Here is a 21,042-nt window from a genome sequence, read left to right on the forward strand (position 1 = left end):
ATCCGAAAGAACCGCGTTTCCTTCGGTGAATACGGACCCCAACGCGCCGGTATCTGAGTGGGCGCGGGGATACCCTCGACAGCATGAGCGCCGACCACGAGATCCATTCCACGACCGACCTCATCCCGCTGCAGCCCGATCGCAACATCGCGCTCGAGCTCGTGCGCGCGACCGAGGCGGCGGCCATTCGCTCCGTGCCCTTCATCGGGCGCGGGCAGAAAGAGCTGGCGGACGGTGCGGCCGTCGACGGGATGCGCGCGTTTCTCACGACCGTCGACTTCGACGGCGTCGTGGTGATCGGCGAGGGCGAGAAGGACAACGCGCCGATGCTGTTCAACGGCGAGCACGTCGGGACAGGGAAGGGGCGCGCGTACGACATCGCCGTCGACCCGATCGACGGCACGACTCTCACGGCGGAAGGGCGCAACAACGCGCTGTCGGTGATCGCGATGTCCGACCGCGGAACGATGCTTGACGCGTCGAGCGTCTTCTACATGGAGAAGATCGTCACGGGCCCGGCCGGGGTCGGCGTCGTCGACATTCGCAAGCCGATCGGCGAGAACATCCGCGCTCTCGCGACGGCGCTGGACAAGCCCGTCGAAGAGATGGTCGTGTCGATCCTGAACCGTCCGCGTCACGAGAAGCTGATCGCCGAGATCCGTGAAACCGGCGCGGGCACGCGCCTCATGAGCGACGGCGACGTCGCCGGCGGCATCAATGCGGCGCGCCATGACGCGCGCACCGACATGTGCGTCGGCGTCGGCGGCAGCCCGGAGGGCATCGTCACGGCATGCGCGATCAAGGCCCTCGGTGGCCATATCCAGGGGCGGATGTGGCCGCGTGACGACGAGGAGCGCCAGCGCGGAATCGACGCGGGTCTCCCGATGGACCAGGTGCTCGAGGCCGAAGACATGGTCAGGGGCAGCAACACGATCTTCGTGGCGACCGGTGTGACGGACGGAGCTCTCGTCGCCGGCGTCAAGCGCAAGGAGGGGTATCTCTACACCGAGAGCGTCGTGCTTCGCGGCCACTCGGGCACGCTGCGCCGGATCTCGAGCGACCACCTCGAGTCGAAGTGGCTGTGAGCATCACGCGCTGAGTCTCCGTTGCGTCACGACCCCGTCTCGATTGCTCGAGGCGGGGTCGTCGCGTGAGAGGATGAGGTCCATGTCCGAGACCACGCAGAAGACTCCGAGCGCGGGTGCCCGCGCCGTCGTCGCCGACGCACAGGATCCAGCACGTCGCCCCGACGTGCTCTTCCGTGTGCGGCGCCCGGCGGGCACTGAGCCGAGCATCTGGTGGTCCATCGGCGGCTTCTTCGCTGTGTCGGGGATCGTGCTCGCCGCGCTCAATCTGCTGCCCGGCTGATCTCGTCCTCTGAGGGCAGCAGCTCGGGCGCTGTCACTCGGCGCACGGGCGCATCGATCGTCGCCGGGGCGGCGGTCTGCTCGAGCTTCGAGGCGTCGATTCCCGGGAACTTCCGCGCGGTGACGAGCACACGCGACTCGAGGGACCCGACGAAGCCGTTGTAGGCGTCGACCGTGCGTTCGATCGCACGGCGCATGCCGTTGGCGTGGGTCGCGAGCGATCCGAGCCGGTCGTAGAGCTGGTTGCCGAGGTGGAACAGAGTCTTCGCCTCGTCGGAGACCTCCTGCTGCGTCCACGAGTAGGCGACGGTCTTGAGCACCGCCCAGAGGTTCACGGGGGACGCCAGTGCGACGCGTCGACTGAATGCGTGTTCGAGGAGGGCCGGATCCTCGGCGAGTGCCGAGGACAGGACCGACTCGCTGGGAATGAAGCAGACGACGAACTCGGGGCTGGAGTCGAGCCCCGTCCAGTAGGCCTTCTTCGCGAGGGCGTCGACGTGAGCTCTCACCGCCTTGACGTGCTTCTTGAGCAGCTCGGCTCGTCGCGTGGCGTCGTCGCCCGTCGCAGTCTCAGGGATCGCCATGGCATCGAGGAACGCGTCGAGCGGTGCCTTCGCATCGACGGCGATCGACGTGCCGCCGGGCAGATGCACGAGCATGTCGGGGCGCCCTGAGCCGGCGTCGGAGGTGATGGCTGTCTGCTCGTCGAAATCGACACGCGCGACGAGACCAGCCGACTCCACGATGCGGCGCAGCTGCGTCTCGCCCCACACGCCCCGGGCCTGGTTCGAGCGCAGGGCGCCCGCGAGCGATTCGGTCGTCGCGCGCAGCTGCTCATCGATCTCGCGTGCGCCGCGCAGCTGTTCGGCGACCTGGCCGAACTGCTCCTGGCGCTCGCGCTGCATCGCGTCGACGCGCTGCTGCATGCGATGGAGGCTCTCGCGCACGGGGGAGAGGGCCGTGATGACGGCGTTCTCTCGCTGTGCCCGCTGCGTCGCCTCGGCGCGTTCGGCGCGCTCGCGTTCGGCGGTCTGCTGGGCGATCTCCTGCTGGCGTGAGAGAGCCTCACGGAGGCTCTGCGCCTCGGCCTTCGCCCCGGCCAATTCGGCCTGCACCCCGGTCGTGCGCGCGAGGTGCGCAGTCCAGCCGACGAAGCCCCCGATCAGGAAGGCGAGGAGGGCTGCGAGGATCCACGTGATGTCCATGGAGCCCACTCTCTCCGGAACCCCTGACATTCGAAGGTCAGGGAGGCGGATCCGGCCCGCGTAGACTGTTTTCCTGTGGCTCTGACTATCGGCATCGTGGGACTGCCCAATGTGGGCAAGTCGACCCTCTTCAACGCTCTGACCAAGAACACCGTGCTCGCGGCGAACTATCCGTTCGCGACGATCGAGCCCAATGTCGGCGTCGTCGAGCTGCCGGATCCGCGCCTCGATCGGCTCGCCGAGATCTTCGACTCTCAGAAGATCCTCCCTGCTCCGGTGTCGTTCGTCGACATCGCCGGCATCGTCCGCGGCGCGAGCGAGGGCGAGGGCCTCGGCAACCAGTTCCTCGCCAACATCCGCGAGGCTGACGCCATCGCGCAGGTCGTGCGCGGATTCACGGACGGCGATGTCACACACGTCGACGGCAAGGTCGACCCGGCGGGCGACATGGACACGATCAACACCGAGCTGATGATCGCCGACATGCAGACGCTCGAGAAGGCCGTTCCGCGCCTCGAGAAGGAAGTCAAGGGCAAGAAGGTCGACCCGGCCGTCCTCGACGCCGCACGGGATGCGCTCGCTGTCCTCGAGTCGGGCAAGACGCTCTTCCAGGCCGGCTTCGACACGACGCCCGTCAAGGAGCTCGGCCTTCTCACGGCGAAGCCGACGCTTTTCGTCTTCAACGTCGATGAGGGAGTCCTCGCGGACGGGGCGCGCATGGCCGAGCTCGCGGATCTCGTCGCACCGGCGAAGGCCGTCTTCCTCGACGCGAAGGTCGAGTCCGAGCTCATCGGCCTCGAGCACGACGAGGCTCTCGAGCTGCTTCAGTCGCTGGGCCAGGAGGAATCCGGCCTCGACCAGCTCGCGCGCATCGGATTCGAGACGCTCGGCCTGCAGACGTATCTGACGGCAGGACCGAAGGAAGCACGCGCCTGGACGATCCGCACCGGCTGGACGGCACCGCAGGCGGCCGGCGTCATCCACACCGACTTCGAGCGCGGCTTCATCAAGGCCGAGATCGTCTCGTTCGACGACCTCGACCAGTACGGATCCATGAGCGACGCGAAGGCGGCGGGCAAGGTCCGCATGGAGGGCAAGGATTACGTCATGGCGGACGGCGACGTGGTGGAGTTCCGCTTCAACGTCTGACGCCTGCAGGCCAGGGCAAGCATCCCACCCGACTGGCCCGGAGTGCCCCGAGAGTGCCGGATTCGGGAAAAGAGCTGGCGCAACGCGTCAGGGTCGCCGGGGTCGACCACCTGCTGGATCGCGTTAGTGGCGTCGTGGCCCGTGAAAATTCCCGAGAGCTTGCCGTTCCGCATTGGCCGCACGGTCTCGATGTCGCCCGCGTCGACCGCTGCGTCCGCCGCCGTGATGGCCTCCTGGTAACGGGTCTGCTGGCACCCGGCCTCCGCGTCCATCGGGCTGTAGTACGCCACCCAGGGCGTGTCGGGGGTGGGGTTGAGCCAGAGCACGGGCCCGAGGAGATGTCGCGCACGTGACTCAGTGAGCCGAGGTTCGGGTACGCGCAGAGCCGTTCACGGGTGACGGCTTTGATGTCGCCGGGCGCAACGGTGTACGCCACAGGGATGCCGTCCTCGTCGAATGTCGCCTCGCCCTGCGCGACCTCTTGTGCGCCCAGGTGCTTCAGGGGCTGCGTACGCTCCCGGTGCCAATCGTCGGTGTGGCTGACGACCTCAGACATGCGGGAGCAGGTTTTCGGCTCGGCCGATTCCGGCGTCGAACTGGCCTCGGCAACCGGCGCGGCGATATCCGCAGCAGCGGATGCCCTGGGGCGGCTGAGCACCCTCGACGGCTGTAGTGGCGGTGCACCCGGCCAGCGCCATTGTGACGAGCGCCAGGGCAGCGAGAGCCGCGCTGAGCGCGGCAGTGTGGGACGTGCGTGCGGCTCCGCCGACGGCGTGGCTGATTGTCAGAGTAGCGACGATGCGAACCGGGAGCTCCTCGCTCTCAGTCGGCAAGGTCATGTCCGGCGCTCTGGATGTCCGGCCTGCACGGCGGGTAGTTGCGCCCGAGCCCCGCCGTGCAGGTTGTATTCGTCCGGATGCGGGCCATGCGCCTGATGTGCGGGTCCTCCTGCTCACACGATGGCACGTGGTTGATCGCGGATGAGGAGCAGCTCCTGGGTCTCGATGAAGCAGCCCTCGACATCGCCGAACGCTGCGGTGGCAGGCTCTCGTGCCGCGAGGGCGCACGCCGCGTCGTCAGCGCGTCGCGGTCCGGTCGAGCGCGTACGTGACGCCGGTGAGCTGCTGGGAAGCGGTCCAGAGGCGCCGTTGGGTGGCCAGGTCGTAGGACTCGGGGCTCGAGGTGACCACGCGGGGGTATCCGCGCGCCTCGGCGCGGCCGCCGGGACCGTAGTACTGGCCGCCGAGCACCGCGGGATCGCTGGCCGCGCGCACGGTGGGTAGGGCGCCCATCGCGGGCGACTGCAGGATCAGCGGCGCGAGCCGGGCGATCGGCATGCGCAGAGCCGCGGGGGTGTTGCGGGCGAGCTCTGTATTGGACGTGCCGGGGTGTGCGGCGACGGCGATGGTCGTGCTGTGCGCGGCGAGGCGCCGTTGCAGCTCGTAAGTGAACATCAGGTTGGCGAGTTTTGCCTGACCGTATGCGCCGACGCGGCTGTATGAACGCTCCCATTGCAGGTCGTCGAAGTTGATCGCCGCCCGAATACGGTGACCGGTGCTGCTGACGGTCACCACGCGGGATCCCGGCATGGGCAGGATCTGGTCGATCAGTAGGCCCGTGAGGGCGAAGTGCCCGAGATGGTTGGTGCCGAACTGCACTTCGAAGCCGTCCGCCGTGGTCTGCCGCGGGGTGTACATGACGCCCGCGTTGTTGATGAGCAGGTCGATACGTGGGTGATCGGCGCGGATGTCCAAGGCGGCGGCGCGGATGGAGTCGAGGGATGCGAGGTCGAGTGGCTGCACCGTGACGTCGCCGGCGATCCGGCCCGCCGCAGTCCTGCCCTTCTCCACATCGCGCACGGCGATGATCACGTGTGCTCCGTGCTCGGCGAGCATCCGCGCGGTCTCGAACCCCAGGCCCGTGTTCGCGCCGGTCACGATCGCGACGCGTCCGCTCTGGTCGGGGATGTGATCTTCGGTCCAGTCTTCAGTCACGTGCGGCTCCTTTAAGTACCGGTGGTCTGTTAATGGAACCGTAAAGTGCCTCTTGGCGCGTTGTCAATAGACCGGCGGTCTCTTGCTAGTATGACGCGGTGACATTTCAGCGTGCGCGCAGCGAGGAGCAGCGGGAGATCCGCCGCCGAGCGATCCTCGACACGGCGGCGGAGATGCTCAATCAGATGTCCGTCGCCGAGATGAGCCTCAATGAGCTCAGCCGCCGGGTGGGCCTGGCCAAGTCGAACGTGCTGCGCTACTTCGAGTCGCGTGAGGCGGTGCTGCTCGAGCTGCTGGACGACTTCCTGGGTGAGTGGCTCACCGAGCTCGAGGAGGCGCTCGCCGCGGGTGTCGACGTGCAGGCGACGCCGGAGACGAGGGCGCGACAGCTGGCCGACATCCTCACCCGCACGCTGTCGGCGCGCAGGGCCCTGTGTGATCTGTTCGGCGCACAGGGTGGCGTGCTCGAGCACAACGTCTCGGTCGAGGTGGTGAAGCGTCACAAGCGCTCGTCGCTCGGGAAGCTCGCGGTGATGGCGGAGCTCGTGCGCCGTCACCTGCCCGAACTCGGCGAGGGCGCCCAGACGTTCTGCATGATGAGCCTGGTCTCGGCGGGCGCCCTGTCGACGTACGTCCCGCCGCCGGCGAGCCTTCTGGCCGCCTACGCGGAGGAGCCGGCGCTCGCCGAGTATCAGCTCGACCTGCACGACGCGCTTCGGATCGCGGTCACCTCGGCGCTCCTCGGAGTGCTGCCGCGCGCCTGAGCTCGCCGACGACCAGGGCGCGCCGCTCGAAGCGATGAGCGCCCGGCGCGAGCGGAAGGTCTGAGAAGCGCCTCGTCGTCAGCGGCGCGACCAACGATGTCGGCCTCGGGTTCTCACCAGCTGTGCCGCGCCTCTAGACGAACTCCTGGATGATTTCGGGTGAGGCGTGGATGCAGATCATCTCGAGGTTCTCAGCACCGCTGCTGCGGAATCGGTGCCGGGTGTTCGCCGCCACGGTGATGATCGCGCCGGGGCCGGCGCGACGTTCTTCGCCGTCGCCCACGATCTCCGCCTCACCCCGGAGCACGACCCAGGTCTCGGTGTAGGGGTGCCAGTGGGTGTCCGGACCGCGTTCGGGTTCCATGTCCACCCAGAAGAACGAGACTCCGGCCCCGTGCTCAGCTCCAACGAATCGTGCGGTCCCGGTGCTGTTCTGCCGGAGTTGCTCGCGGTCGACGACGGTCATCATGACGGGCTGCTCGCCTTACCCTCAAGCCACAGGAACTCGGATTCGTCCCGGTGGCTCCCGGTCGTTCCGACATGCTTCTGGTCGATCTGCGGGCCCTTCTTGATCACGTGGACGAGTGCCATGCCGTGTCCTCGCCCAAGGTCGTAGTCGGCCTTCAGCCATTCGAGGATCTGGCCGGCCTTGACATCATCGGCGGTGAGTCCTTTGACTTCGGCGATGTCGAGTAGCTGGCGTGGGGTGAGGCCGGTCTTCGTTTCGATGGCGTCGAGATATGCCTGGAACGACACGATGGTGTCCTTTCGTCGGTGGTGTTGATCAGCGCAGGTTCGATGACGTGATCGGTGGGTGGAGCGCGCGAGTGGTGCCGTCTGCGGTGCGGGCTGTGGGCGTGCACATGGCTTCCTCGCGTTCGCGAAATGCCGTTCGATGCTCACGTGTGAGTACGGTACTGTCTAGTACTCAAGGGGGTCAAGATGGAAAACGCGAATGATGTCAGCGAGAGTCCTGCCAGGGTGAAGGCGGGTGCCAAGCGCCAGCAGATGATCGAGGCCGCCCTCTCGGTGTTCACGGCGAAGGGGTACGTCGGCACATCCACTGACGAGCTCGCCGCCGCCGCCGCGGTCTCCAAGCAGACGCTCTACAAGACGTTCGGGGACAAGGAAGGCGTCTTCACCGCCCTGATTCACGACGCAGCAGACGGCATCCAGGACCCGTTCGCATCGCTGACGGGTCACATGCGCGCGGCGGACTCCGCCGAGGGTGCCGTGCGATTGCTCGCGACCCAGTTCACCCGTTCGATCATGAGCCCGCAGGTGCAGCAGCTGCGTCGACTTGTCATCGCCGAAGCCGTCCGATTTCCCGATCTCGGCCTGCTCTTCTGGGAAAGAGGGTTCGTGCGCGTATCCGAGTCGGTGGGCCGCTGCCTGCAGATCCTCGATGACAAGGGGCTGCTGGATATCCCCGATACTGCGATGGCAACGCAGCACTTCGCCGGCATGATGCTGTGGATCCCCAGCAACAGAATCATGTTCGCCGGAGCTGCCCTGCCGGTCACTGAGCCAGAGCTCGACAAGATGATCACCACAGGCAGTGCGGCATTTCTCCGCGCCTACGGGCGGACATAGCGGGATCATCGTCGCACGTGTGCACTTCGGATCAGCGGGGCGAGCTCGATCGATCGTGGCGGGGCGAAACCGTGCCGGGAGCTCTACCGGAGGACTCGGTAGCGGAGATGTGTCTCGCTTGCGTACGCGGAGGTCTCGAGGCGTTCAAGCTCGATGCGCTGCCCCAGCCCCGCGAAGAGCGAGATGCCGTCGCCGAGCAGCACCGGAACGACGTCGAGATGAAGTTCATCGACGAGCCCGAGCCGCAGGCACTGACGCGAGATGCTTCCGCCGAGCAGGCTGACCCACCCGTCGCCGGCAGAGCGTGCGGCCAGCGCGACCTCTTCGGCGATGTCGTCGACGACGAAGGTGTAGGTGGTGCCGTCGCGCTCGATGGGCTCATGTGCCTGGTGGGTCATGAGGTAGACCGGCACTTTCAGCATGCCGCCGTACGGGAGCTCGCCGTCCTCGATGGTCTGCGACCGGTTCGCACCCCCGACGACTGCTCCGATCCGATCCATGACCCGTTCGACGACGGAATCGTCCTCGGGCGCCGAAGGCCTGCCGAACATCCAGTCGACCCCGTCGTCCGGATCTGCCAGGTATCCGTCGAGGGTGATGGTGGCGTGGACGATCACTGTGGCCATGGTGTGCTCCTCGCGAGTAGAGGTGAGTCGCTGCGCCGCTCCCTGACGTGATCCTGTCACGCGACAGCGGCACCTTCGCGGACTGTCGCACAACACGGCTCCGGGCGCGAGTCCGATCGCCCGACGCGTGGGCACGTGGTCGAGCTCCGGTTCCGCGTCGGGTCGCGCTTCGACGTCGGACGTCTCGACCGCGGAGGTGCAGCCGACGGTTTCCCCGGCAGTCTGCTGCCGGTCGGGGCCGGGATCAGAGGCGCGCAATCGTGGTGCCGCCCTGCTCGCTATGCTGTCGGCAGCGTCGCGTGTCGGTGGCAGGCAGTGTCAGGCATGGAGGCGTGGAAACTGAAGGAGCGGGACGATGAACTCGTCTTTCCCTTCGCCCTCTGATGGCTGAGGGCGAGAAGGCCAGGCTGGTGGCCTGGAGCGAAGAATTGCGCAGAGTGCACGCACGGCTGCGCACGGCGTTGGAGGTCACGCGGCAGGCGGTCGCCGACGGTGAGCCGGCGCAGGCGGCGCATCGTGATCTGCTGCTGTTCTGCCGTGGTTTCTGCAGCGCACTCACCGGACACCATGGGGGCGAGGATCGCGAGCTGTTCCCAGCCGTCGCCGCGGAGCATCCGGAGCTGCGGGAGACGCTGCGGAAGCTGGAACAGGATCATTCGATGATCGCGTATCTGGTCACCGCGCTGCAGGTCGCCATCGATGCGGAGGCGACGCCTGACGTTCTCTCGCGGCACCTCGAAGGCATCTCGGCGATCATGGAGAGCCACTTCCGGTACGAGGAGCGCCAGCTGCTCACTGTGCTCGAGACGCTTGCGCTCGATGCCGACCCGGACCGCGTGCTGGGCGCGCTCTGAGGGGCGGATCGGTGCCGGAGTTCCGCCGCGTTCCGCGTGCACGCGCAGCGACCTCATCGCGCCGGAGCCCGAGGCGCCTCAATCGTCGACGTGCGTGCGTGATGCTCGCGCAAGCCTGATCACGAGGTCATCCGGGACCGGCTTGCGCGGCGAGAAGGTGACGCCGGTCTTGCTCGCTCGGAATCCTGCCTCTGAGAGCTCTTCGGCGTGGGCGGAGATCGCCGGGGCGAGAACGTACAGCCCGACCTGCTTGGTGAACGCCGCGTAGCTCGCGACCACCGTGCCCTGGATCCTGAAGCCCGGCATGTTGTACGCCGTCATCTCCTCTGCGTCCGGAAGCGCTTCGCGCAGGAGAGCACGGAGGTGGTCGAGAACCGGGCGGAACGCCTCCGGCGCGGCGGCGATGTAGGAGTCGTGGTCGGTGATGGTTGCCATGTCTCTGCCTTTCCTTCAGGTCTGAAAGCTCTCGTGGCGCCGGGGGACCGGTCCCGTAGGCGAGTCTGCCGGGTCGAACGGTCGGTCACTGCGTCCCCGCCTCGCATCTCGGGTCCGTCAGACTGTGCCTCAGCCATTCCGCGCCGTGGACGTCGGGCGGATGAGGGACCCGCAGACGGCGAGGAGAGCCGCGGCGACGAACGCGGTCTGCGCAGTCGCGACCTCGGAGACGGCGCCCAGGACGGTCGAGCCCGCTGCCTGCCCGAGGGCGATGACCAGGAACGCGAGCCCGACCCCGGTCGAGGGAGCGTCCGCGTAGACCTCGGTTCCCCAGATCAGGAGCACGCCGGTCAGTGAGATATAGGCGGCGCCGAACGTCGCCGCGGCGATCGAGGCGAGAACGACGTGGCCGGGGAACACGGCGAACAATCCCGTCGCGACCCCCATGATGAGCATGATCGTGTGCCATGTGAGCCTCATCCCGAGGCGGCGCGTGAGGTCGCCCGCTGCCGCTCCGAGCGCACCGAATGCGCCGAGAAGGATCCACGCCGCTGTTGACGCGGTGTCGCTCATTCCGCCGACGGTGACCAGCACGTCGCGCCCGAATGTCCACACGGTCGAGCTGGAGATCCCCATGAGCGCAGCGGCAGCGATGAGCGGCCTGCTGCCCGTCGGCAGAAATGGGCGTGGGAGCAGTGTGCCCGATGCGCCGTGGCGGGAGCGGCGCACGGGGCCCGAGGGGACAGCGGCGGCGGCCCAGAGAGTCACTGCCGCGCAGAGGACGGCGAACACGAGCCACGCAGAGCGCCAGTGCTCCTGCGTGAGCAGTGCGATCGGCCCAGCTGTGGCCACGCCGACACCCGTGCCGGCATTGATCACCGTCTGCACGCGGTTCCGTCGGGATCGCCTGACCGTGTGTGCAACGGCATGCGCCAGGGGTGGTGACGCCACTCCGGTGCTCGACCCCGCGATGACCACTCCGATCGTGAGGATGACGGTGTTCGGAGCCACCGCGATCATCAGGACGCCGATCGTGGCGATGACTCCTGCGCCGATCGAGAGGAGTCGGCCTCCGAACCGCGGTGAGAGGGCAGTGGAGAGGGCGATCGCCGCGCAGTACGACGCATAGGAGCCAGACGCGATCGCTCCCGCCATGGCGGCATCGAGTGCGAATTCCGAACGGAAGACGGGCATGAACAGGCCGTACGCGAACCGGGCCAGGCCATAGCATGCGGCGATCAGTGAGAGTCCCGCCCCGGTGAGCCAGAGCGTTTCGCGTGGACTGAGCGATCCCGGTGCGTTGCTCTCGATCAGTGCGCCGCGCATCTGCATCCCTCCGCTGATCTCACAGACCTGTGAACTCCTCGTCAGCAAGTATACTGATCTGTGAAGTCGACGCGAGCTAGGAGCCAGATGACACCGCTGGAAGAGCCTTCGGAAGTGCTGCGCGTCCCCGAGCTGACCACCGGGGCGCGACGCATCCTGGACGTCGCGTCCGGCCTGTTCTACCGCCGCGGCATCCATGCGGTCGGGGTGGACGTGATCGCCGCCGAATCGGGCTACACGAAGCGCACGCTGTATGACCGATTCGGGTCGAAGGAGGATCTCGTCACGGCGTACCTGCAGGCGCGCCACGAGCAGTGGTGGAAGCGCATGGAACGACGCCTCGCCGAGAAACCCGCGTCGCCCGTTCTCGCGTTCTTCGACTCCTATTTCGAGGATGCCGAACCATCAGGCCGCGGCTGCGCATTCATCAACGCCGCCGCTGAGCTGCCGGAGGACCATTCCGGCTATCAGGTCATCCGGGCCCATAAGCGGCTCGTTCGCCAGCGGCTGGGCGGTCTGATCCGCGCGTCGTGCCCCACTTCCGCCGACGCGGTCGCCGACCAGGTGTTCCTGCTTCTGGAAGGGGCGATCGCGCACCGAGGCGTGGACGGCGACGACACCCTCGTCACGAGCGCGCGGCGCGCAATCCTGCGGATGCTTGAGCAGGACAGGGCGGAGGGTCTGCCCCCGGAGTGATCAGCACGGCGCCCTCGTCGCCGGGCTCACTGTTCTGGCGGGCTGCCATGGGATCCGTGCGCGCGCCGATAGTGCATGGCGACGGCGCCGTTCGTCAGCGGGTCGGCCGAGACCAACTCGAGCCGACGCGTGCGGGGGAGCCCCTTCTGGTACAGCGTGGGCCCATGTCCGGCGATCCGGGGATGGACCAGGAATCTGTACTCGTCGATCAGATCCAGACGATCCAACTCGACCGCGAGGTCGCCGCTGCCGAGGAGAACGCCTCTCGGCGTCGCGTCCTTCAGCCGCTGCACGCTGGTGCGGAGGTCGCCGGGGAGGTGGTGGCTGTTCGTCCACGGGAAGTTCTCGCGCGTGGACGACACGACGTACTTCGGCTTCGTCTCCAACGTGGTCGCCCACGCGCGCGTCGACGGCGGCGCCGGCTGCTCGCCGCGGGCGACGGCAGGCCAGTAGCTCTCCATCATCTCGTAGGTGACACGGCCCCACAGCATCGCTCCGCAGTCCTCGAGGAGGCGGGTGAACAAGGCGTGTGTCTCGTCGTCGACGAGTCCCTCCTCGTGGTCGACGCACCCGTCCAACGTGACGTTGATGCTGAAAGTCAGGAGTCCCATGCGGCGAGAGTACGGTCGCGAGCAGATCCACGCCAGGAGTCGGCTTTCGACGGAATGCCGGTGCGCCTGCCGTCGCCGCGCGGTTCGGCCGTGTCCGAGCGCGGCGATCCCGCTACGCTCGGCCCCGTGAGCATCCGCACGGCCGAGTCGACGGCGTCCTCGCTCGTCCAGGCTTCGCCGGGGCGAGCGTTCGAGCGATTCGTGAGTCACGCGTTTCGCCTGCGCGGTCGCGCGAGTCGCAGCGAGTACTGGTGGTGGATGCTCACGAACGTGGCGGTGCTCGGAGTCTGCCAGTTCGTGATGCCCGCCGTGATCTCGGGTCGGACACCGAATCCGACCCTGCACCTGGGGCCGTTCGGTTCCCTGTTCGCGGCAGACATCCGCCTCTTCACCGTCACCGCCACAGAGTCGCCGAGCTCCCCGCTCGCAGCGTTCTTCCTCATCTGCGCGGGCATCTGGATGGTCGCCACACTGATCCCCGGGGTCACCGTCCTCGTTCGACGACTGCATGACTCGAACATGTCGGGCTGGTGGGCGCTTCTCGTCGCCCTCCCGATCGGATCATTCCTCCTCTTGGCCTTCGCGATGCGCGGACCGCGTCCGGAAGGCGCCCGGTTCGACGCGGAATGATCGACGACCCGCTCGGGTGGGCGCCTCCCTCATCGTCGGAATCGCTGACACCGCGCTCGTCGCGGCACCGACGACGTTGAGAGAATGCCCACATGAGAGATGCGTTCGACGACCTCGTGGCGGTCGGTGAGTCCGTCGACGTCTCCGGGTGGGACTTCAGCTGGCTCGAGGGGCGCGCCACGGAGGAGCGTCCCCCGTGGGGCTACGCACGTCGGCTCTCCGAACGGCTCGGCCGCGCCGCGGCGAGTCTCGATCTCCAGACGGGCGGCGGCGAGGTCCTGTCGGAGGCGGCGGCGTTCCCGCCCACGGCCGTCGCGACGGAATCATGGCCGCCGAATGTCGTCAGGGCCACTCGCCTGCTGCACCCGCGCGGCGTCGCCGTGGTCGCGGTCGAGAGCGATCCGCCGCTTCCCTTCGCGGACGGCGGGTTCGACCTCGTCACCAGTCGGCACCCGGCGACGATCCGCTGGGAGGAGATCGCGCGGGTCCTCCGGCCCGGCGGCACCTACTTCGCCCAGCACGTCGGTCCGGCGAGCGTGTTCGAGCTGATCGAGTTCCTGCTCGGCCCGCAGCCCGAGGCGCGCCGTGGACGCCACCCGGACGACGAGACGGCGGCAGCGGAAGCAGCCGGCCTGGAGATCATCGACCTCCAGACCGCCCGGCTGCGCATCGAGATCCGCGACGTCGCGGCCGCGGTGTATCTGCTGCGCAAGGTGCCGTGGTGGGTGCCGGGATTCACCGTGGCTCGGCACCGCGACCGACTGCGCGAGCTCCACGACGTCATCGAGCGCGACGGCGCGTTCGTCGCGCACTCCACCCGCCATCTCATCGACGCCCGCAAGCCGGGTTCCGGTCGTCTGCCATCATGACGACATGACCCTGGCGACCCCGACGCTCGAGACAGATCGGCTGCGACTCCGTCCGTTCACGGAGGCGGACGCCGATGACATCTTCGCTCTGCAGAGCGATGCCGACGTGCTTCGCTACTGGGACTCTCCGCCGTGGACGGACCGGAGCTCGGTCGCGCGATTCATGGCCCGCTGTCGCCAGTTCGCGGAAGACGGCAGCGGTGCCCGCGTGGTCATCGAACAGGCTCGTGACCACACATTCCTCGGCTGGTGCACATTCAACGACTGGAATCCGGTCTTCCGAAGTGCATCGCTGGGCTACTGTCTTCGCGCGGCGGCATGGGGCCGCGGGTACGCGACAGAGGCGGCAGGAGCGCTGCTCGGGTGGGCGTTCGAAACGCTCGATCTCAATCGCGTCCAGGCGGAGGCGGATACGCGCAACGCGGCGTCGGCGCGCGTGCTCGAGAAGCTCGGTTTCGTGCGCGAAGGCACGCTGCGCGAGGACTGCATCGTGAACGGCGACGTGTCCGACTCCTGGGTGTACGGCCTGCTCAGACGTGACTGGACGGGTTGAACGCGCGACCGCGGCCCGACACCGATCTTCGCGGATCCGCACGCGCCGGCGAAGAACGGAGTCGATGCGGATGGTCGGTCATACGGTATTCGCGCTCCGCGAGTAGGATTCGCTGAGTCGCCCACCGAGGGCGTGGAGGACGGCCGAGAGGTGGACGATGGAACTGTCGCGTCGACGACTGGTGGCTGCAGCCATCGCTGTCCCTGCTCTCGCCCTGGCTGGGCCGTTCGTGAGCCAGACACCGGCGCACGCGATCACATGGGGGCGCACGCTTCGGCGAGGGATGTCGGGCAAGGACGTGCGCGAGCTGCAGATCCGCGTCGCGGGGTGGACCGCGCGCGACGAGGTGATCACCATCGATCGCCAGTTCGGCCCGGCAACGTATCGCGCGCTGCGTCGGTTCCAGAGCGCCTACGGCCTCACGGCAGATGGCGTAGCCGGATCGAGGACCTTCGCTGCGCTCGACGCGCTGACCTCGAGCAATGGGTCGACGAAGAACTTCACGTGGCGTGAGTTCTACTCGCCGGACGTGCGGGACTTCACTGGCAGCGATGTGGCGTCACGGGCGCAGGTGAAGGCGAACGTCCGGCACCTGATGTACAAACTGGAGGCGCTGCGCCGGAAGCTGGGTAATCAGCCCGTGCGCATCAACTCCGCGTTCCGGTCCACCGCGATCAACAGGTCGGTAGGCGGCGTCGGCGACAGTCAGCATCTCTACGGCAGGGCCGCCGACATCAGCGTGACGAATCGCTCGGTCAGCACGGTGATCGAGAAGGCCCGCACCTGCGGCTTCCCGGGGATCATCAGGTACTCGGGACACACGCATGTCGACACAGGGTTCTGGTTCCGGCAGCTCTCCGCGCAGGAGGCGAGCCGGCAGCAAGGCCAGTCGGCCGTCGCACACTGCTGAGGCGCACTGCACGTCGACCCCTCCCGTGTTCGCGCCTCTTCGTGTTGACTGACCGCATGACCGCACAGCTCCTGTCCATCGGCACGGCCGTCCCCTCCGCCGCGCTGTCGCAGCGGGCGACCCGCGACTTCTTCCGGGAACAGCCGGCGGTCGACCGGCTCACCGCGCGACTCATCGGGGCGGCCTTCGACCAGTCGGCGATCGACACCCGCTACTCGGTGATCGGCAGCATCGGCGAGGGCGGTTCGCGCTTCACGGATGACGAGCAGCACCTCCGCACCCCGAGCACGGGGGAGCGCAACGCGCTCTATCGTGCCGAGGCTCCGCCGCTTTCGCTCGCCGCCGCCCGTGACGCCCTCGATCGCGCTGATCGCGATCCGAGCGACGTCACGCACGTCGTCACGGCCTCCTGCACCGGGTTCTTCGCGCCCGGCCCCGACTATCTCCTCGTCACGCAGCTCGGCATCCCGACGACGGCGGAGCGCTATCACATCGGGTTCATGGGCTGCGCTGCCGGGTTCCCCGCGCTGCGCACCGCGGCGCGCATCTGCGCCGCACAGCCGGGCGCCGTCGTGCTCGTCGTGTGCACAGAGCTGTGCTCCCTGCATATCCGCTCGTCTCGCGATCCCGAGCAGATCGTCGCGTCGGCCGTGTTCGGCGACGGCGCGGGTGCGGCGATCGTGGCGTCCGACGAGCGACCGGCGTCCGGACCGTTCTTCGACATCGGAGCCTTCACGACGAACATCACATCAGAGGGCGCGGAGGACATGGACTGGACGATCGGCGATCACGGATTCGAGATGCGTCTCACCGCGCAGGTGCCGCGCATCATCGGTCGCGAGATCGACGGCGTCGTGACGCGCATGCTGGGCGACGGCGTGGATCCCCTCACGTCCGTCGACGCGTGGGGTGTGCATCCGGGAGGACGCAGCGTGCTCGACCAGGTGCAGAGCGGCCTCGGCCTGCCCGACGCGGCGATGACGCCGTCCCGGGATGTCCTGCGCGAGTACGGGAACATGTCGAGTGCGACGATCCTGTTCATCCTGCAGCGGATCCTCGCGGATGACTCCCTGCCGGACGGCGCGCGGGTCGCCGGCCTGTGCTTCGGTCCCGGCCTCACCGTGGAGACGGTCGCTCTCACACGAAACGCCCCTGCGGCCGCATGACCCTCTCGGTGCGGGCTGAGGAGCTCACCGAGCTGATGGACGACCCGGACGCCGATCCGGACCGCCTCCGTCGCACCCTGCAGCGATTCGACACGGTGAACCGGACCGTCGGGTGCTGGCGGCGTGTCTACCGCTCGCACCTGCGGCCCGTTCTCGCACGGCTCGATCGGCCCGCGCGGATCCTCGATATCGGCAGCGGCGGTGGGGACGTGCTGCGTCGTCTCGTCCGGCGCGCGCGGAGCGATGGATTCGTGACGACTGGGGTGGGCATCGATCCCGATCCCCGCGCACTCGCCGTCGCACGCGCCGCCGAGGAGGTGACGGGACTCGAATTCCGGGAGGCATGGGCGGGTGATTTCGTCGCGGCGGGCGAGCGCTTCGACGTCGTCGTGTCGAACCATCTGCTGCATCACCTGCGCGGACGAGAGCTCGAGGGGATGCTCCGCGATTCCTCGGCGCTCGCCGTGGGGATCAGCGTGCACTCCGACATCGCGCGCGGGCGACTCGCCTACGCGGGGTTCTCGGTCGGCGCGGCCGTGGTGGCGCCCGGCACGTTCCTGCGAGTGGACGGCCTCCGCAGCATCCGGCGCAGCTTCACCCCGGGGGAGCTCGCCGCGCGCCTTCCGCCCGACTGGCGCGTCGAGCGGGTGAACAGGTTCCGCCTGCTCGCGGTGCACCGCGCACCGTACGTGGACCAGTGACCGAGGTCATCGTCGTCGGCGCGGGGCCGGCGGGCCTCGGCCTGACGGCGGAGCTGCGACGGCACGGGGTCGACGTCGTGCTGCTCGAGCAGCGCACGCAGCGGAGGCCGGGATCGCGCGCGATCGGCGTGCATCCGCCGGCGCTCGCTGCCCTGGAGCCGTCGGGCGTCACCGATCGCCTCCTCGCCGACGCGGTCAGGATCCGGCGCGGCATCGCCGTGTGCGCCGGGCGCCAGCTGGGCGAAGTGCGCTTCGACGGGCGCGCGGGACGATACGCGTTCGTCGCCTCCGTTCCGCAGGCCGTCACCGAGGCGGCGCTGGCGGCCGGCGCGCCCGAGCCGTTCTGGGGAGCGGAAGCCCATCGCGTCGTCGATGACGGAGACGGCGTCCGCGTGCAGTGCCATACGCAGCGCGGCGAGATCGAGTTCCGCGCGCTCGCCGTCGTCATCGCCGCTGGTGCGGCGGGGCGCGCGCTCGCCGGACCCATCGCCCGGCCGCATGGCGGGCCCTACGGTGATCGCTACCTCATGACGGATCTTCCAGACGCTCCCGGCCTCCCCGCCGACACGGCGATCCTCACGCTCGATCGCGCGGGCATCGTGGAGTCATTCCCCCTGCCGCGCGGGGGCCGGCGACTTGTGGCATGGGACCGTTCGCCGCCCGGCGGCGACTCTGGGCCGGCGCGCGTCGAGCGCCTGCGGCGTGCCGTCGCCGAGAGGACAGGGGACGAGGCGCTCGCCGGGCGCATTCAGGAGGCGACATCCTTCGGGATTCGCCGCGTGCTGCTCAGACGCCTGCGGCGGGGCCGCGTGCTCGCGATCGGCGACGCCGCTCACGAGGTGAGCCCCATCGGCGGGCAGGGCATGAATCTCGGGCTCCTGGACGCCGTCACGCTGGCTCCGCAGCTGACGAGCTGGCTGCGCGATCCGGACGCGGACGAAGGGCTCGACCAATGGGAGCGCAGTCGGCTGCTGTCCGCCCGCACCGCGGCACGACTCGCGAGCCTCAACACCGCGATCGGCCGGGCGCGCAGTGCCCCGGCGCATGCGGCGGCGAGCGGCGGAGTCCGCTGGGCGGCACGATCGCCGCTCGCTCGCGTGGCGGCGCGCGCCTACACGATGGGCTTCGATCGCTCCGCGCTCAGTTGAGTGCGATGATGCCCATGTTGAGGGTCGACGCGAAGAGGATCCACACCAGGTACGGGGCAAGCAGGAGCGTCGCGATCTTCGAGCGTCGAGTGGCGAGGGCCATCAGCCAGATCACCGCCACGATGAGCGCGACCATCACGGCGAGGGCGAGCCACCATGCCGTCTCCCCGATGAGCGGGTAGCCCGCGAAGAAGATCGGCGTCCACGCGGCGTTCAGGGCGAGCTGCACGATGTACACGGTGAGTACGCCGTCCCAGCTGCGCTTCTCGCGTACGACGATGGCGCGCCACAGCAGGAAGCCGGCCGCGGCGATGAGCAGGTAGAGCACCGTCCACGCCGGACCGAACACTCCGCCCGGCGGGTTCCACGGCACCTTCTCGGCATCGGCATACCAGCCGTCGACGTTCGGCGCGGTCGCCAGGGAACCGCCCGCCGCGATTCCGGCGACGGCGAGCAGCAGGACGACGGCGACGAGGATCTGCACGGCCGGTGAGTTCGAGCGTTTCATGGGGAGCCCTTCACATCGCGAGCGGTGGTCGAGCGGTGCGCACATCGGCAGGGACGGAGACGTCCGCGAGCGGCCCTCGTCGCGCACCGATACGGGGGCCAGGATAACCGTGTGCCCGCCCGCCGCAATCCGCACCGCGCCGGAGCCCGCCCGTGATCGCACGCTCTCGATCCCTCGCGGGGCCCCCTTCACACGGACGGATCCGCGTGGATACAGTCGCCCCAGGATGCCCGGCCCCGCGCTCGCCGCGGGGAGGCACAGAGGATTATCACCGAGAGCGAGGAGGTTCATCATGAACGCACGTGCGACAGATGCGCTCATCAAGTTGAGCGACACCGACGAGACCATCGCGAATACTGACGAGGACATCCGCGACCGCACGGTGGTCGATCGAGACGGCGACGAGCTCGGGAAGGTCAAGGACCTGCTCATCGACCGTGCGGAAGGCAAGGTCAGGATCCTGGAGGTCGCGTCCGGCGGGTTCCTCGGTATCGGCCAGGATCTCGTGTTCATCCCGGTCGACGCGATTGCGGCGATCTCTGCCGACGAGGTACGGGTCGACGAGACGCGCGGCCGCGTAGCCGACGCGCCCGTATACGACCCCGAGCTCATCCGGGAACCCGAGACCTACGGCGGGCTGTTCGACTACTACGGCTACGAGCCGTTCTGGGGCCCGGGCTACCTGTACCCCGGTTACCCCTATTACCCCCGGTAGGCGCGAGAGGGGAGCAGCCTCTCCTCGACGCGTCTGGGAGCCGATGCGCTGACACAGAGCACCTCTCTTCCTCCGCTGTGCGTGAGATGAGAGAACGAAGGCGGCGGCGCGAAACGGAGGGGACGCATGGCCATCGAGATGCATCCGGATGGTCGCTACCATCGGGGCATGGACGGTGCAGAGTTCGCGCCGGCAGGGAGCCTCCTGCTGGCCGTCGCTCTTCTGCTGCTCGGTGCGATGGTGCTCTTCTTCGCGGTGGTGTCCTGGCACGGAGGTCCGGAGCGCAACGTCGCCACAGCCGACCGGCAGGATCTGCGCAGCGTGCTCTGGACCTCGCGCGAGACGTGGCAGGCCGCCCATCGCACGAGCGGACCCTGGCTGCTGACAGCGGCGATCGGACTGCTCATCGCCGGTGTGTTCTCGCTCGGTGCGATCGCCGTCCACGGGCCGGGCGACGCCATCGGCTCGGTGCTGGCGGCCTCAGGGGCCGGTCTCGCGTCGACGATCGTGTTCTGCATGACGGCGGGAGTGCGGGGCCGCGTCGCGGCGCGAAGAGTGCGAGACGACCGGTGGCGAGGCGGGGAGTGAGGGTCGGATGGCCTGTCGGCGGCGAAGGCCTGACGCGTCAGTGCGCGGCCCCGTCCGAGGGGTCCACAAGGTCTCCCTGCGGGGCGTCCGCCCGGGTCATCGCCTCGAAGAACCGGATCAGCGTGTCGCGCTCGTCGGACGTCATCGCGGACGCTGCGGCGAAGCGGCGGGCGTGCTGCCGTCCGACTGTGGCGCGCGCGGAGCGGCGGGTCGACTCGGTGACGCGGATCCGCGTCGTTCTGCGGTCGGAGGGGTGCGCCGTGCGCGTGAGATGACCGCCGTCGACGAGGCGGTCGACGAGTTTGGTCGTCGATGCGCTCGAGATGCCGACATCGCGCGCGATGTCCTTCGGGGTGACGATCTCTCCGCGCTGCTGCGCCCGCATGATCATGCGTATCGCGCGCATGTCGGTCTCGTTCAGCCGCATGTATCGGGCGGAGATCTCCGCCAGGAGGCGCGACGCCTCCTGCCACTCGGCAAGCGCATCCATCACCTCGAACGTCTGTGCGATGTCGCTTTCGGCGAGTTCGGCGACGTCCACGAGGTCAGGGTCGATCGACGCATGTCGCGCGTTCATCCTCGAGAGCTTGTGATCGACCACGCCTTCACTCTACATCTCATATGCTAGGTTGAA

Annotated in this window: 27 protein-coding genes; 16 read left to right on the top strand and 11 right to left on the bottom strand. The window is 68.4% G+C overall.

What is annotated here, in order from left to right:
* The first annotated feature begins 83 nt into the window (after positions 1-83).
* Together glpX and KOL93_RS03745 are read left to right on the top strand one after the other, a co-directional pair.
* Positions 84-1,085: a class II fructose-bisphosphatase gene (gene glpX, locus KOL93_RS03740; RefSeq protein WP_221583991.1), complete on the top strand. Its 1,002-nt coding sequence runs from the start codon at positions 84-86 to the stop codon at positions 1,083-1,085.
* A gap of 82 nt (positions 1,086-1,167) precedes the next feature.
* On the top strand, positions 1,168-1,368 hold the full coding sequence (locus KOL93_RS03745) for a UDP-N-acetylmuramyl pentapeptide phosphotransferase (RefSeq protein WP_221583992.1): 201 nt from the start codon (positions 1,168-1,170) through the stop codon (positions 1,366-1,368).
* Here the strand turns inward: KOL93_RS03745 and KOL93_RS03750 are convergent.
* Positions 1,349-2,572, bottom strand: a complete 1,224-nt coding sequence (locus KOL93_RS03750; protein WP_221583993.1) for a DNA recombination protein RmuC — start codon at positions 2,570-2,572, stop codon at positions 1,349-1,351. The two genes, KOL93_RS03745 and KOL93_RS03750, sit on opposite strands and share 20 nt — an antisense overlap.
* 75 nt (positions 2,573-2,647) lie before the next feature.
* On the opposite strand from KOL93_RS03750, the gene ychF reads away from it, so the two are divergent.
* Positions 2,648-3,721, top strand: a complete 1,074-nt coding sequence (ychF, locus tag KOL93_RS03755; protein WP_221583994.1) for a redox-regulated ATPase YchF — start codon at positions 2,648-2,650, stop codon at positions 3,719-3,721.
* Here ychF and KOL93_RS03760 read toward each other — a convergent pair.
* Together KOL93_RS03760 and KOL93_RS03765 are read right to left on the bottom strand one after the other, a co-directional pair.
* Positions 3,673-4,047 carry a hypothetical protein gene (locus KOL93_RS03760; RefSeq protein WP_221583995.1) on the bottom strand — a complete coding sequence of 125 codons (375 nt, stop codon included), beginning with the start codon at positions 4,045-4,047 and terminating at the stop codon, positions 3,673-3,675. The genes ychF and KOL93_RS03760 overlap by 49 nt on opposite strands.
* Before the next feature lie 750 nt (positions 4,048-4,797).
* Positions 4,798-5,715: an SDR family NAD(P)-dependent oxidoreductase gene (locus KOL93_RS03765; RefSeq protein ID WP_221583996.1), complete on the bottom strand. Its 918-nt coding sequence runs from the start codon at positions 5,713-5,715 to the stop codon at positions 4,798-4,800.
* 98 nt (positions 5,716-5,813) lie between these two features.
* Between KOL93_RS03765 and KOL93_RS16320 the strand changes: the two genes are divergently transcribed.
* Complete coding sequence (locus KOL93_RS16320) at positions 5,814-6,479, top strand: TetR/AcrR family transcriptional regulator (RefSeq protein WP_221583997.1); 666 nt, start codon at positions 5,814-5,816, stop codon at positions 6,477-6,479.
* 133 nt (positions 6,480-6,612) lie between these two features.
* On the opposite strand, the gene KOL93_RS03775 is transcribed toward KOL93_RS16320, so the two are convergent.
* Together KOL93_RS03775 and KOL93_RS03780 are read right to left on the bottom strand one after the other, a co-directional pair.
* Positions 6,613-6,843 (bottom strand): cupin domain-containing protein, encoded by a 231-nt coding sequence (locus tag KOL93_RS03775; RefSeq protein WP_308291531.1) that lies wholly within the window; start codon positions 6,841-6,843, stop codon positions 6,613-6,615.
* Between the two features lie 101 nt (positions 6,844-6,944).
* Positions 6,945-7,235, bottom strand: a complete 291-nt coding sequence (locus KOL93_RS03780) for a DUF4287 domain-containing protein (protein WP_221583999.1) — start codon at positions 7,233-7,235, stop codon at positions 6,945-6,947.
* 186 nt (positions 7,236-7,421) lie between these two features.
* Between KOL93_RS03780 and KOL93_RS03785 the strand changes: the two genes are divergently transcribed.
* Positions 7,422-8,072 carry a TetR/AcrR family transcriptional regulator gene (locus KOL93_RS03785; RefSeq protein WP_221584000.1) on the top strand — a complete coding sequence of 217 codons (651 nt, stop codon included), beginning with the start codon at positions 7,422-7,424 and terminating at the stop codon, positions 8,070-8,072.
* Positions 8,073-8,155: 83 nt separating this feature from the next.
* Here the strand turns inward: KOL93_RS03785 and KOL93_RS03790 are convergent, their stop codons facing one another.
* Positions 8,156-8,698 (bottom strand): dihydrofolate reductase family protein, encoded by a 543-nt coding sequence (locus KOL93_RS03790; protein WP_221584001.1) that lies wholly within the window; start codon positions 8,696-8,698, stop codon positions 8,156-8,158.
* A gap of 383 nt (positions 8,699-9,081) precedes the next feature.
* Between KOL93_RS03790 and KOL93_RS03795 the strand changes: the two genes are divergently transcribed.
* On the top strand, positions 9,082-9,552 hold the full coding sequence (locus tag KOL93_RS03795) for a hemerythrin domain-containing protein (protein ID WP_221584002.1): 471 nt from the start codon (positions 9,082-9,084) through the stop codon (positions 9,550-9,552).
* 78 nt (positions 9,553-9,630) lie between these two features.
* On the opposite strand, the gene KOL93_RS03800 is transcribed toward KOL93_RS03795, so the two are convergent.
* Both KOL93_RS03800 and KOL93_RS03805 read right to left on the bottom strand, forming a co-directional pair.
* Positions 9,631-9,987 carry an iron chaperone gene (locus KOL93_RS03800; RefSeq protein ID WP_221584003.1) on the bottom strand — a complete coding sequence of 119 codons (357 nt, stop codon included), beginning with the start codon at positions 9,985-9,987 and terminating at the stop codon, positions 9,631-9,633.
* A gap of 129 nt (positions 9,988-10,116) precedes the next feature.
* Positions 10,117-11,313, bottom strand: a complete 1,197-nt coding sequence (locus KOL93_RS03805) for an MFS transporter (protein WP_221584004.1) — start codon at positions 11,311-11,313, stop codon at positions 10,117-10,119.
* Positions 11,314-11,400: 87 nt separating this feature from the next.
* Between KOL93_RS03805 and KOL93_RS03810 the strand changes: the two genes are divergently transcribed.
* Positions 11,401-12,009, top strand: coding sequence for a TetR/AcrR family transcriptional regulator (locus KOL93_RS03810; protein ID WP_221584005.1), 609 nt, complete (start codon positions 11,401-11,403; stop codon positions 12,007-12,009).
* Positions 12,010-12,035: 26 nt separating this feature from the next.
* On the opposite strand, the gene KOL93_RS03815 is transcribed toward KOL93_RS03810, so the two are convergent.
* Positions 12,036-12,620: a dihydrofolate reductase family protein gene (locus KOL93_RS03815; protein ID WP_221584006.1), complete on the bottom strand. Its 585-nt coding sequence runs from the start codon at positions 12,618-12,620 to the stop codon at positions 12,036-12,038.
* 126 nt (positions 12,621-12,746) lie between these two features.
* Here KOL93_RS03815 and KOL93_RS03820 point away from each other — a divergent pair, with 126 nt between their 5' ends.
* The 7 genes from KOL93_RS03820 (at position 12,747) to KOL93_RS03850 (ending at position 18,597) form a co-directional block, all read left to right on the top strand.
* The gene (locus KOL93_RS03820) at positions 12,747-13,250 is read left to right on the top strand and encodes a DUF805 domain-containing protein (protein WP_221584007.1); all 504 of its coding nucleotides are present in this window, start codon (positions 12,747-12,749) and stop codon (positions 13,248-13,250) included.
* A 92-nt stretch (positions 13,251-13,342) separates the two neighbouring features.
* The gene (locus KOL93_RS03825) at positions 13,343-14,119 is read left to right on the top strand and encodes a class I SAM-dependent methyltransferase (protein WP_221584008.1); all 777 of its coding nucleotides are present in this window, start codon (positions 13,343-13,345) and stop codon (positions 14,117-14,119) included.
* A 4-nt stretch (positions 14,120-14,123) separates the two neighbouring features.
* Positions 14,124-14,672: a GNAT family N-acetyltransferase gene (locus KOL93_RS03830; protein WP_221584009.1), complete on the top strand. Its 549-nt coding sequence runs from the start codon at positions 14,124-14,126 to the stop codon at positions 14,670-14,672.
* A gap of 298 nt (positions 14,673-14,970) precedes the next feature.
* Entirely contained in the window at positions 14,971-15,582 is a 612-nt protein-coding gene (locus KOL93_RS03835; RefSeq protein ID WP_221584010.1) for a D-Ala-D-Ala carboxypeptidase family metallohydrolase, read from the top strand.
* Between the two features lie 56 nt (positions 15,583-15,638).
* On the top strand, positions 15,639-16,748 hold the full coding sequence (locus tag KOL93_RS03840) for a type III polyketide synthase (RefSeq protein WP_221584011.1): 1,110 nt from the start codon (positions 15,639-15,641) through the stop codon (positions 16,746-16,748).
* Complete coding sequence (locus tag KOL93_RS03845) at positions 16,745-17,449, top strand: methyltransferase domain-containing protein (protein ID WP_221584012.1); 705 nt, start codon at positions 16,745-16,747, stop codon at positions 17,447-17,449. Before KOL93_RS03840 ends, KOL93_RS03845 begins: the two co-directional genes overlap by 4 nt.
* Positions 17,446-18,597, top strand: coding sequence for an FAD-dependent oxidoreductase (locus tag KOL93_RS03850; protein WP_221584013.1), 1,152 nt, complete (start codon positions 17,446-17,448; stop codon positions 18,595-18,597). Before KOL93_RS03845 ends, KOL93_RS03850 begins: the two co-directional genes overlap by 4 nt.
* On the opposite strand, the gene KOL93_RS03855 is transcribed toward KOL93_RS03850, so the two are convergent.
* Complete coding sequence (locus KOL93_RS03855) at positions 18,590-19,105, bottom strand: TspO/MBR family protein (RefSeq protein ID WP_221584014.1); 516 nt, start codon at positions 19,103-19,105, stop codon at positions 18,590-18,592. The two genes, KOL93_RS03850 and KOL93_RS03855, sit on opposite strands and share 8 nt — an antisense overlap.
* 292 nt (positions 19,106-19,397) lie before the next feature.
* Between KOL93_RS03855 and KOL93_RS03860 the strand changes: the two genes are divergently transcribed.
* Together KOL93_RS03860 and KOL93_RS03865 are read left to right on the top strand one after the other, a co-directional pair.
* Entirely contained in the window at positions 19,398-19,820 is a 423-nt protein-coding gene (locus tag KOL93_RS03860; protein WP_221584015.1) for a PRC-barrel domain-containing protein, read from the top strand.
* Between the two features lie 168 nt (positions 19,821-19,988).
* Positions 19,989-20,408 carry an SdpI family protein gene (locus KOL93_RS03865; RefSeq protein WP_221584016.1) on the top strand — a complete coding sequence of 140 codons (420 nt, stop codon included), beginning with the start codon at positions 19,989-19,991 and terminating at the stop codon, positions 20,406-20,408.
* 37 nt (positions 20,409-20,445) lie between these two features.
* Here KOL93_RS03865 and KOL93_RS03870 read toward each other — a convergent pair whose 3' ends face one another.
* Complete coding sequence (locus KOL93_RS03870; protein ID WP_221584017.1) at positions 20,446-21,009, bottom strand: MarR family winged helix-turn-helix transcriptional regulator; 564 nt, start codon at positions 21,007-21,009, stop codon at positions 20,446-20,448.
* Positions 21,010-21,042 lie beyond the last annotated feature (33 nt).

This window comes from Microbacterium salitolerans, from assembly GCF_019720895.1.
GTDB lineage: Bacteria > Actinomycetota > Actinomycetes > Actinomycetales > Microbacteriaceae > Microbacterium.

What these genes read in the sequence shown, in the direction of transcription:
- KOL93_RS03800 (WP_221584003.1), bottom strand. Translation starts at nt 9,987, where the DNA reads ATGGCAACCATCACCGACCACGACTCCTACATCGCCGCCGCGCCGGAG.
- KOL93_RS03825 (WP_221584008.1), top strand. Translation starts at nt 13,343, where the DNA reads ATGAGAGATGCGTTCGACGACCTCGTGGCGGTCGGTGAGTCCGTCGAC.
- KOL93_RS03745 (WP_221583992.1), top strand. Translation starts at nt 1,168, where the DNA reads ATGTCCGAGACCACGCAGAAGACTCCGAGCGCGGGTGCCCGCGCCGTC.
- KOL93_RS03790 (WP_221584001.1), bottom strand. Translation starts at nt 8,698, where the DNA reads ATGGCCACAGTGATCGTCCACGCCACCATCACCCTCGACGGATACCTG.
- KOL93_RS03815 (WP_221584006.1), bottom strand. Translation starts at nt 12,620, where the DNA reads ATGGGACTCCTGACTTTCAGCATCAACGTCACGTTGGACGGGTGCGTC.
- KOL93_RS03830 (WP_221584009.1), top strand. Translation starts at nt 14,124, where the DNA reads ATGACCCTGGCGACCCCGACGCTCGAGACAGATCGGCTGCGACTCCGT.
- KOL93_RS03795 (WP_221584002.1), top strand. Translation starts at nt 9,082, where the DNA reads ATGGCTGAGGGCGAGAAGGCCAGGCTGGTGGCCTGGAGCGAAGAATTG.
- KOL93_RS03865 (WP_221584016.1), top strand. Translation starts at nt 19,989, where the DNA reads ATGGACGGTGCAGAGTTCGCGCCGGCAGGGAGCCTCCTGCTGGCCGTC.
- KOL93_RS03855 (WP_221584014.1), bottom strand. Translation starts at nt 19,105, where the DNA reads ATGAAACGCTCGAACTCACCGGCCGTGCAGATCCTCGTCGCCGTCGTC.
- glpX (WP_221583991.1), top strand. Translation starts at nt 84, where the DNA reads ATGAGCGCCGACCACGAGATCCATTCCACGACCGACCTCATCCCGCTG.
- KOL93_RS03750 (WP_221583993.1), bottom strand. Translation starts at nt 2,572, where the DNA reads ATGGACATCACGTGGATCCTCGCAGCCCTCCTCGCCTTCCTGATCGGG.
- KOL93_RS03775 (WP_308291531.1), bottom strand. Translation starts at nt 6,843, where the DNA reads ATGGAACCCGAACGCGGTCCGGACACCCACTGGCACCCCTACACCGAG.
- KOL93_RS03805 (WP_221584004.1), bottom strand. Translation starts at nt 11,313, where the DNA reads ATGCGCGGCGCACTGATCGAGAGCAACGCACCGGGATCGCTCAGTCCA.
- KOL93_RS03785 (WP_221584000.1), top strand. Translation starts at nt 7,422, where the DNA reads ATGGAAAACGCGAATGATGTCAGCGAGAGTCCTGCCAGGGTGAAGGCG.
- KOL93_RS03810 (WP_221584005.1), top strand. Translation starts at nt 11,401, where the DNA reads ATGACACCGCTGGAAGAGCCTTCGGAAGTGCTGCGCGTCCCCGAGCTG.
- KOL93_RS03845 (WP_221584012.1), top strand. Translation starts at nt 16,745, where the DNA reads ATGACCCTCTCGGTGCGGGCTGAGGAGCTCACCGAGCTGATGGACGAC.
- KOL93_RS03860 (WP_221584015.1), top strand. Translation starts at nt 19,398, where the DNA reads ATGAACGCACGTGCGACAGATGCGCTCATCAAGTTGAGCGACACCGAC.
- KOL93_RS03840 (WP_221584011.1), top strand. Translation starts at nt 15,639, where the DNA reads ATGACCGCACAGCTCCTGTCCATCGGCACGGCCGTCCCCTCCGCCGCG.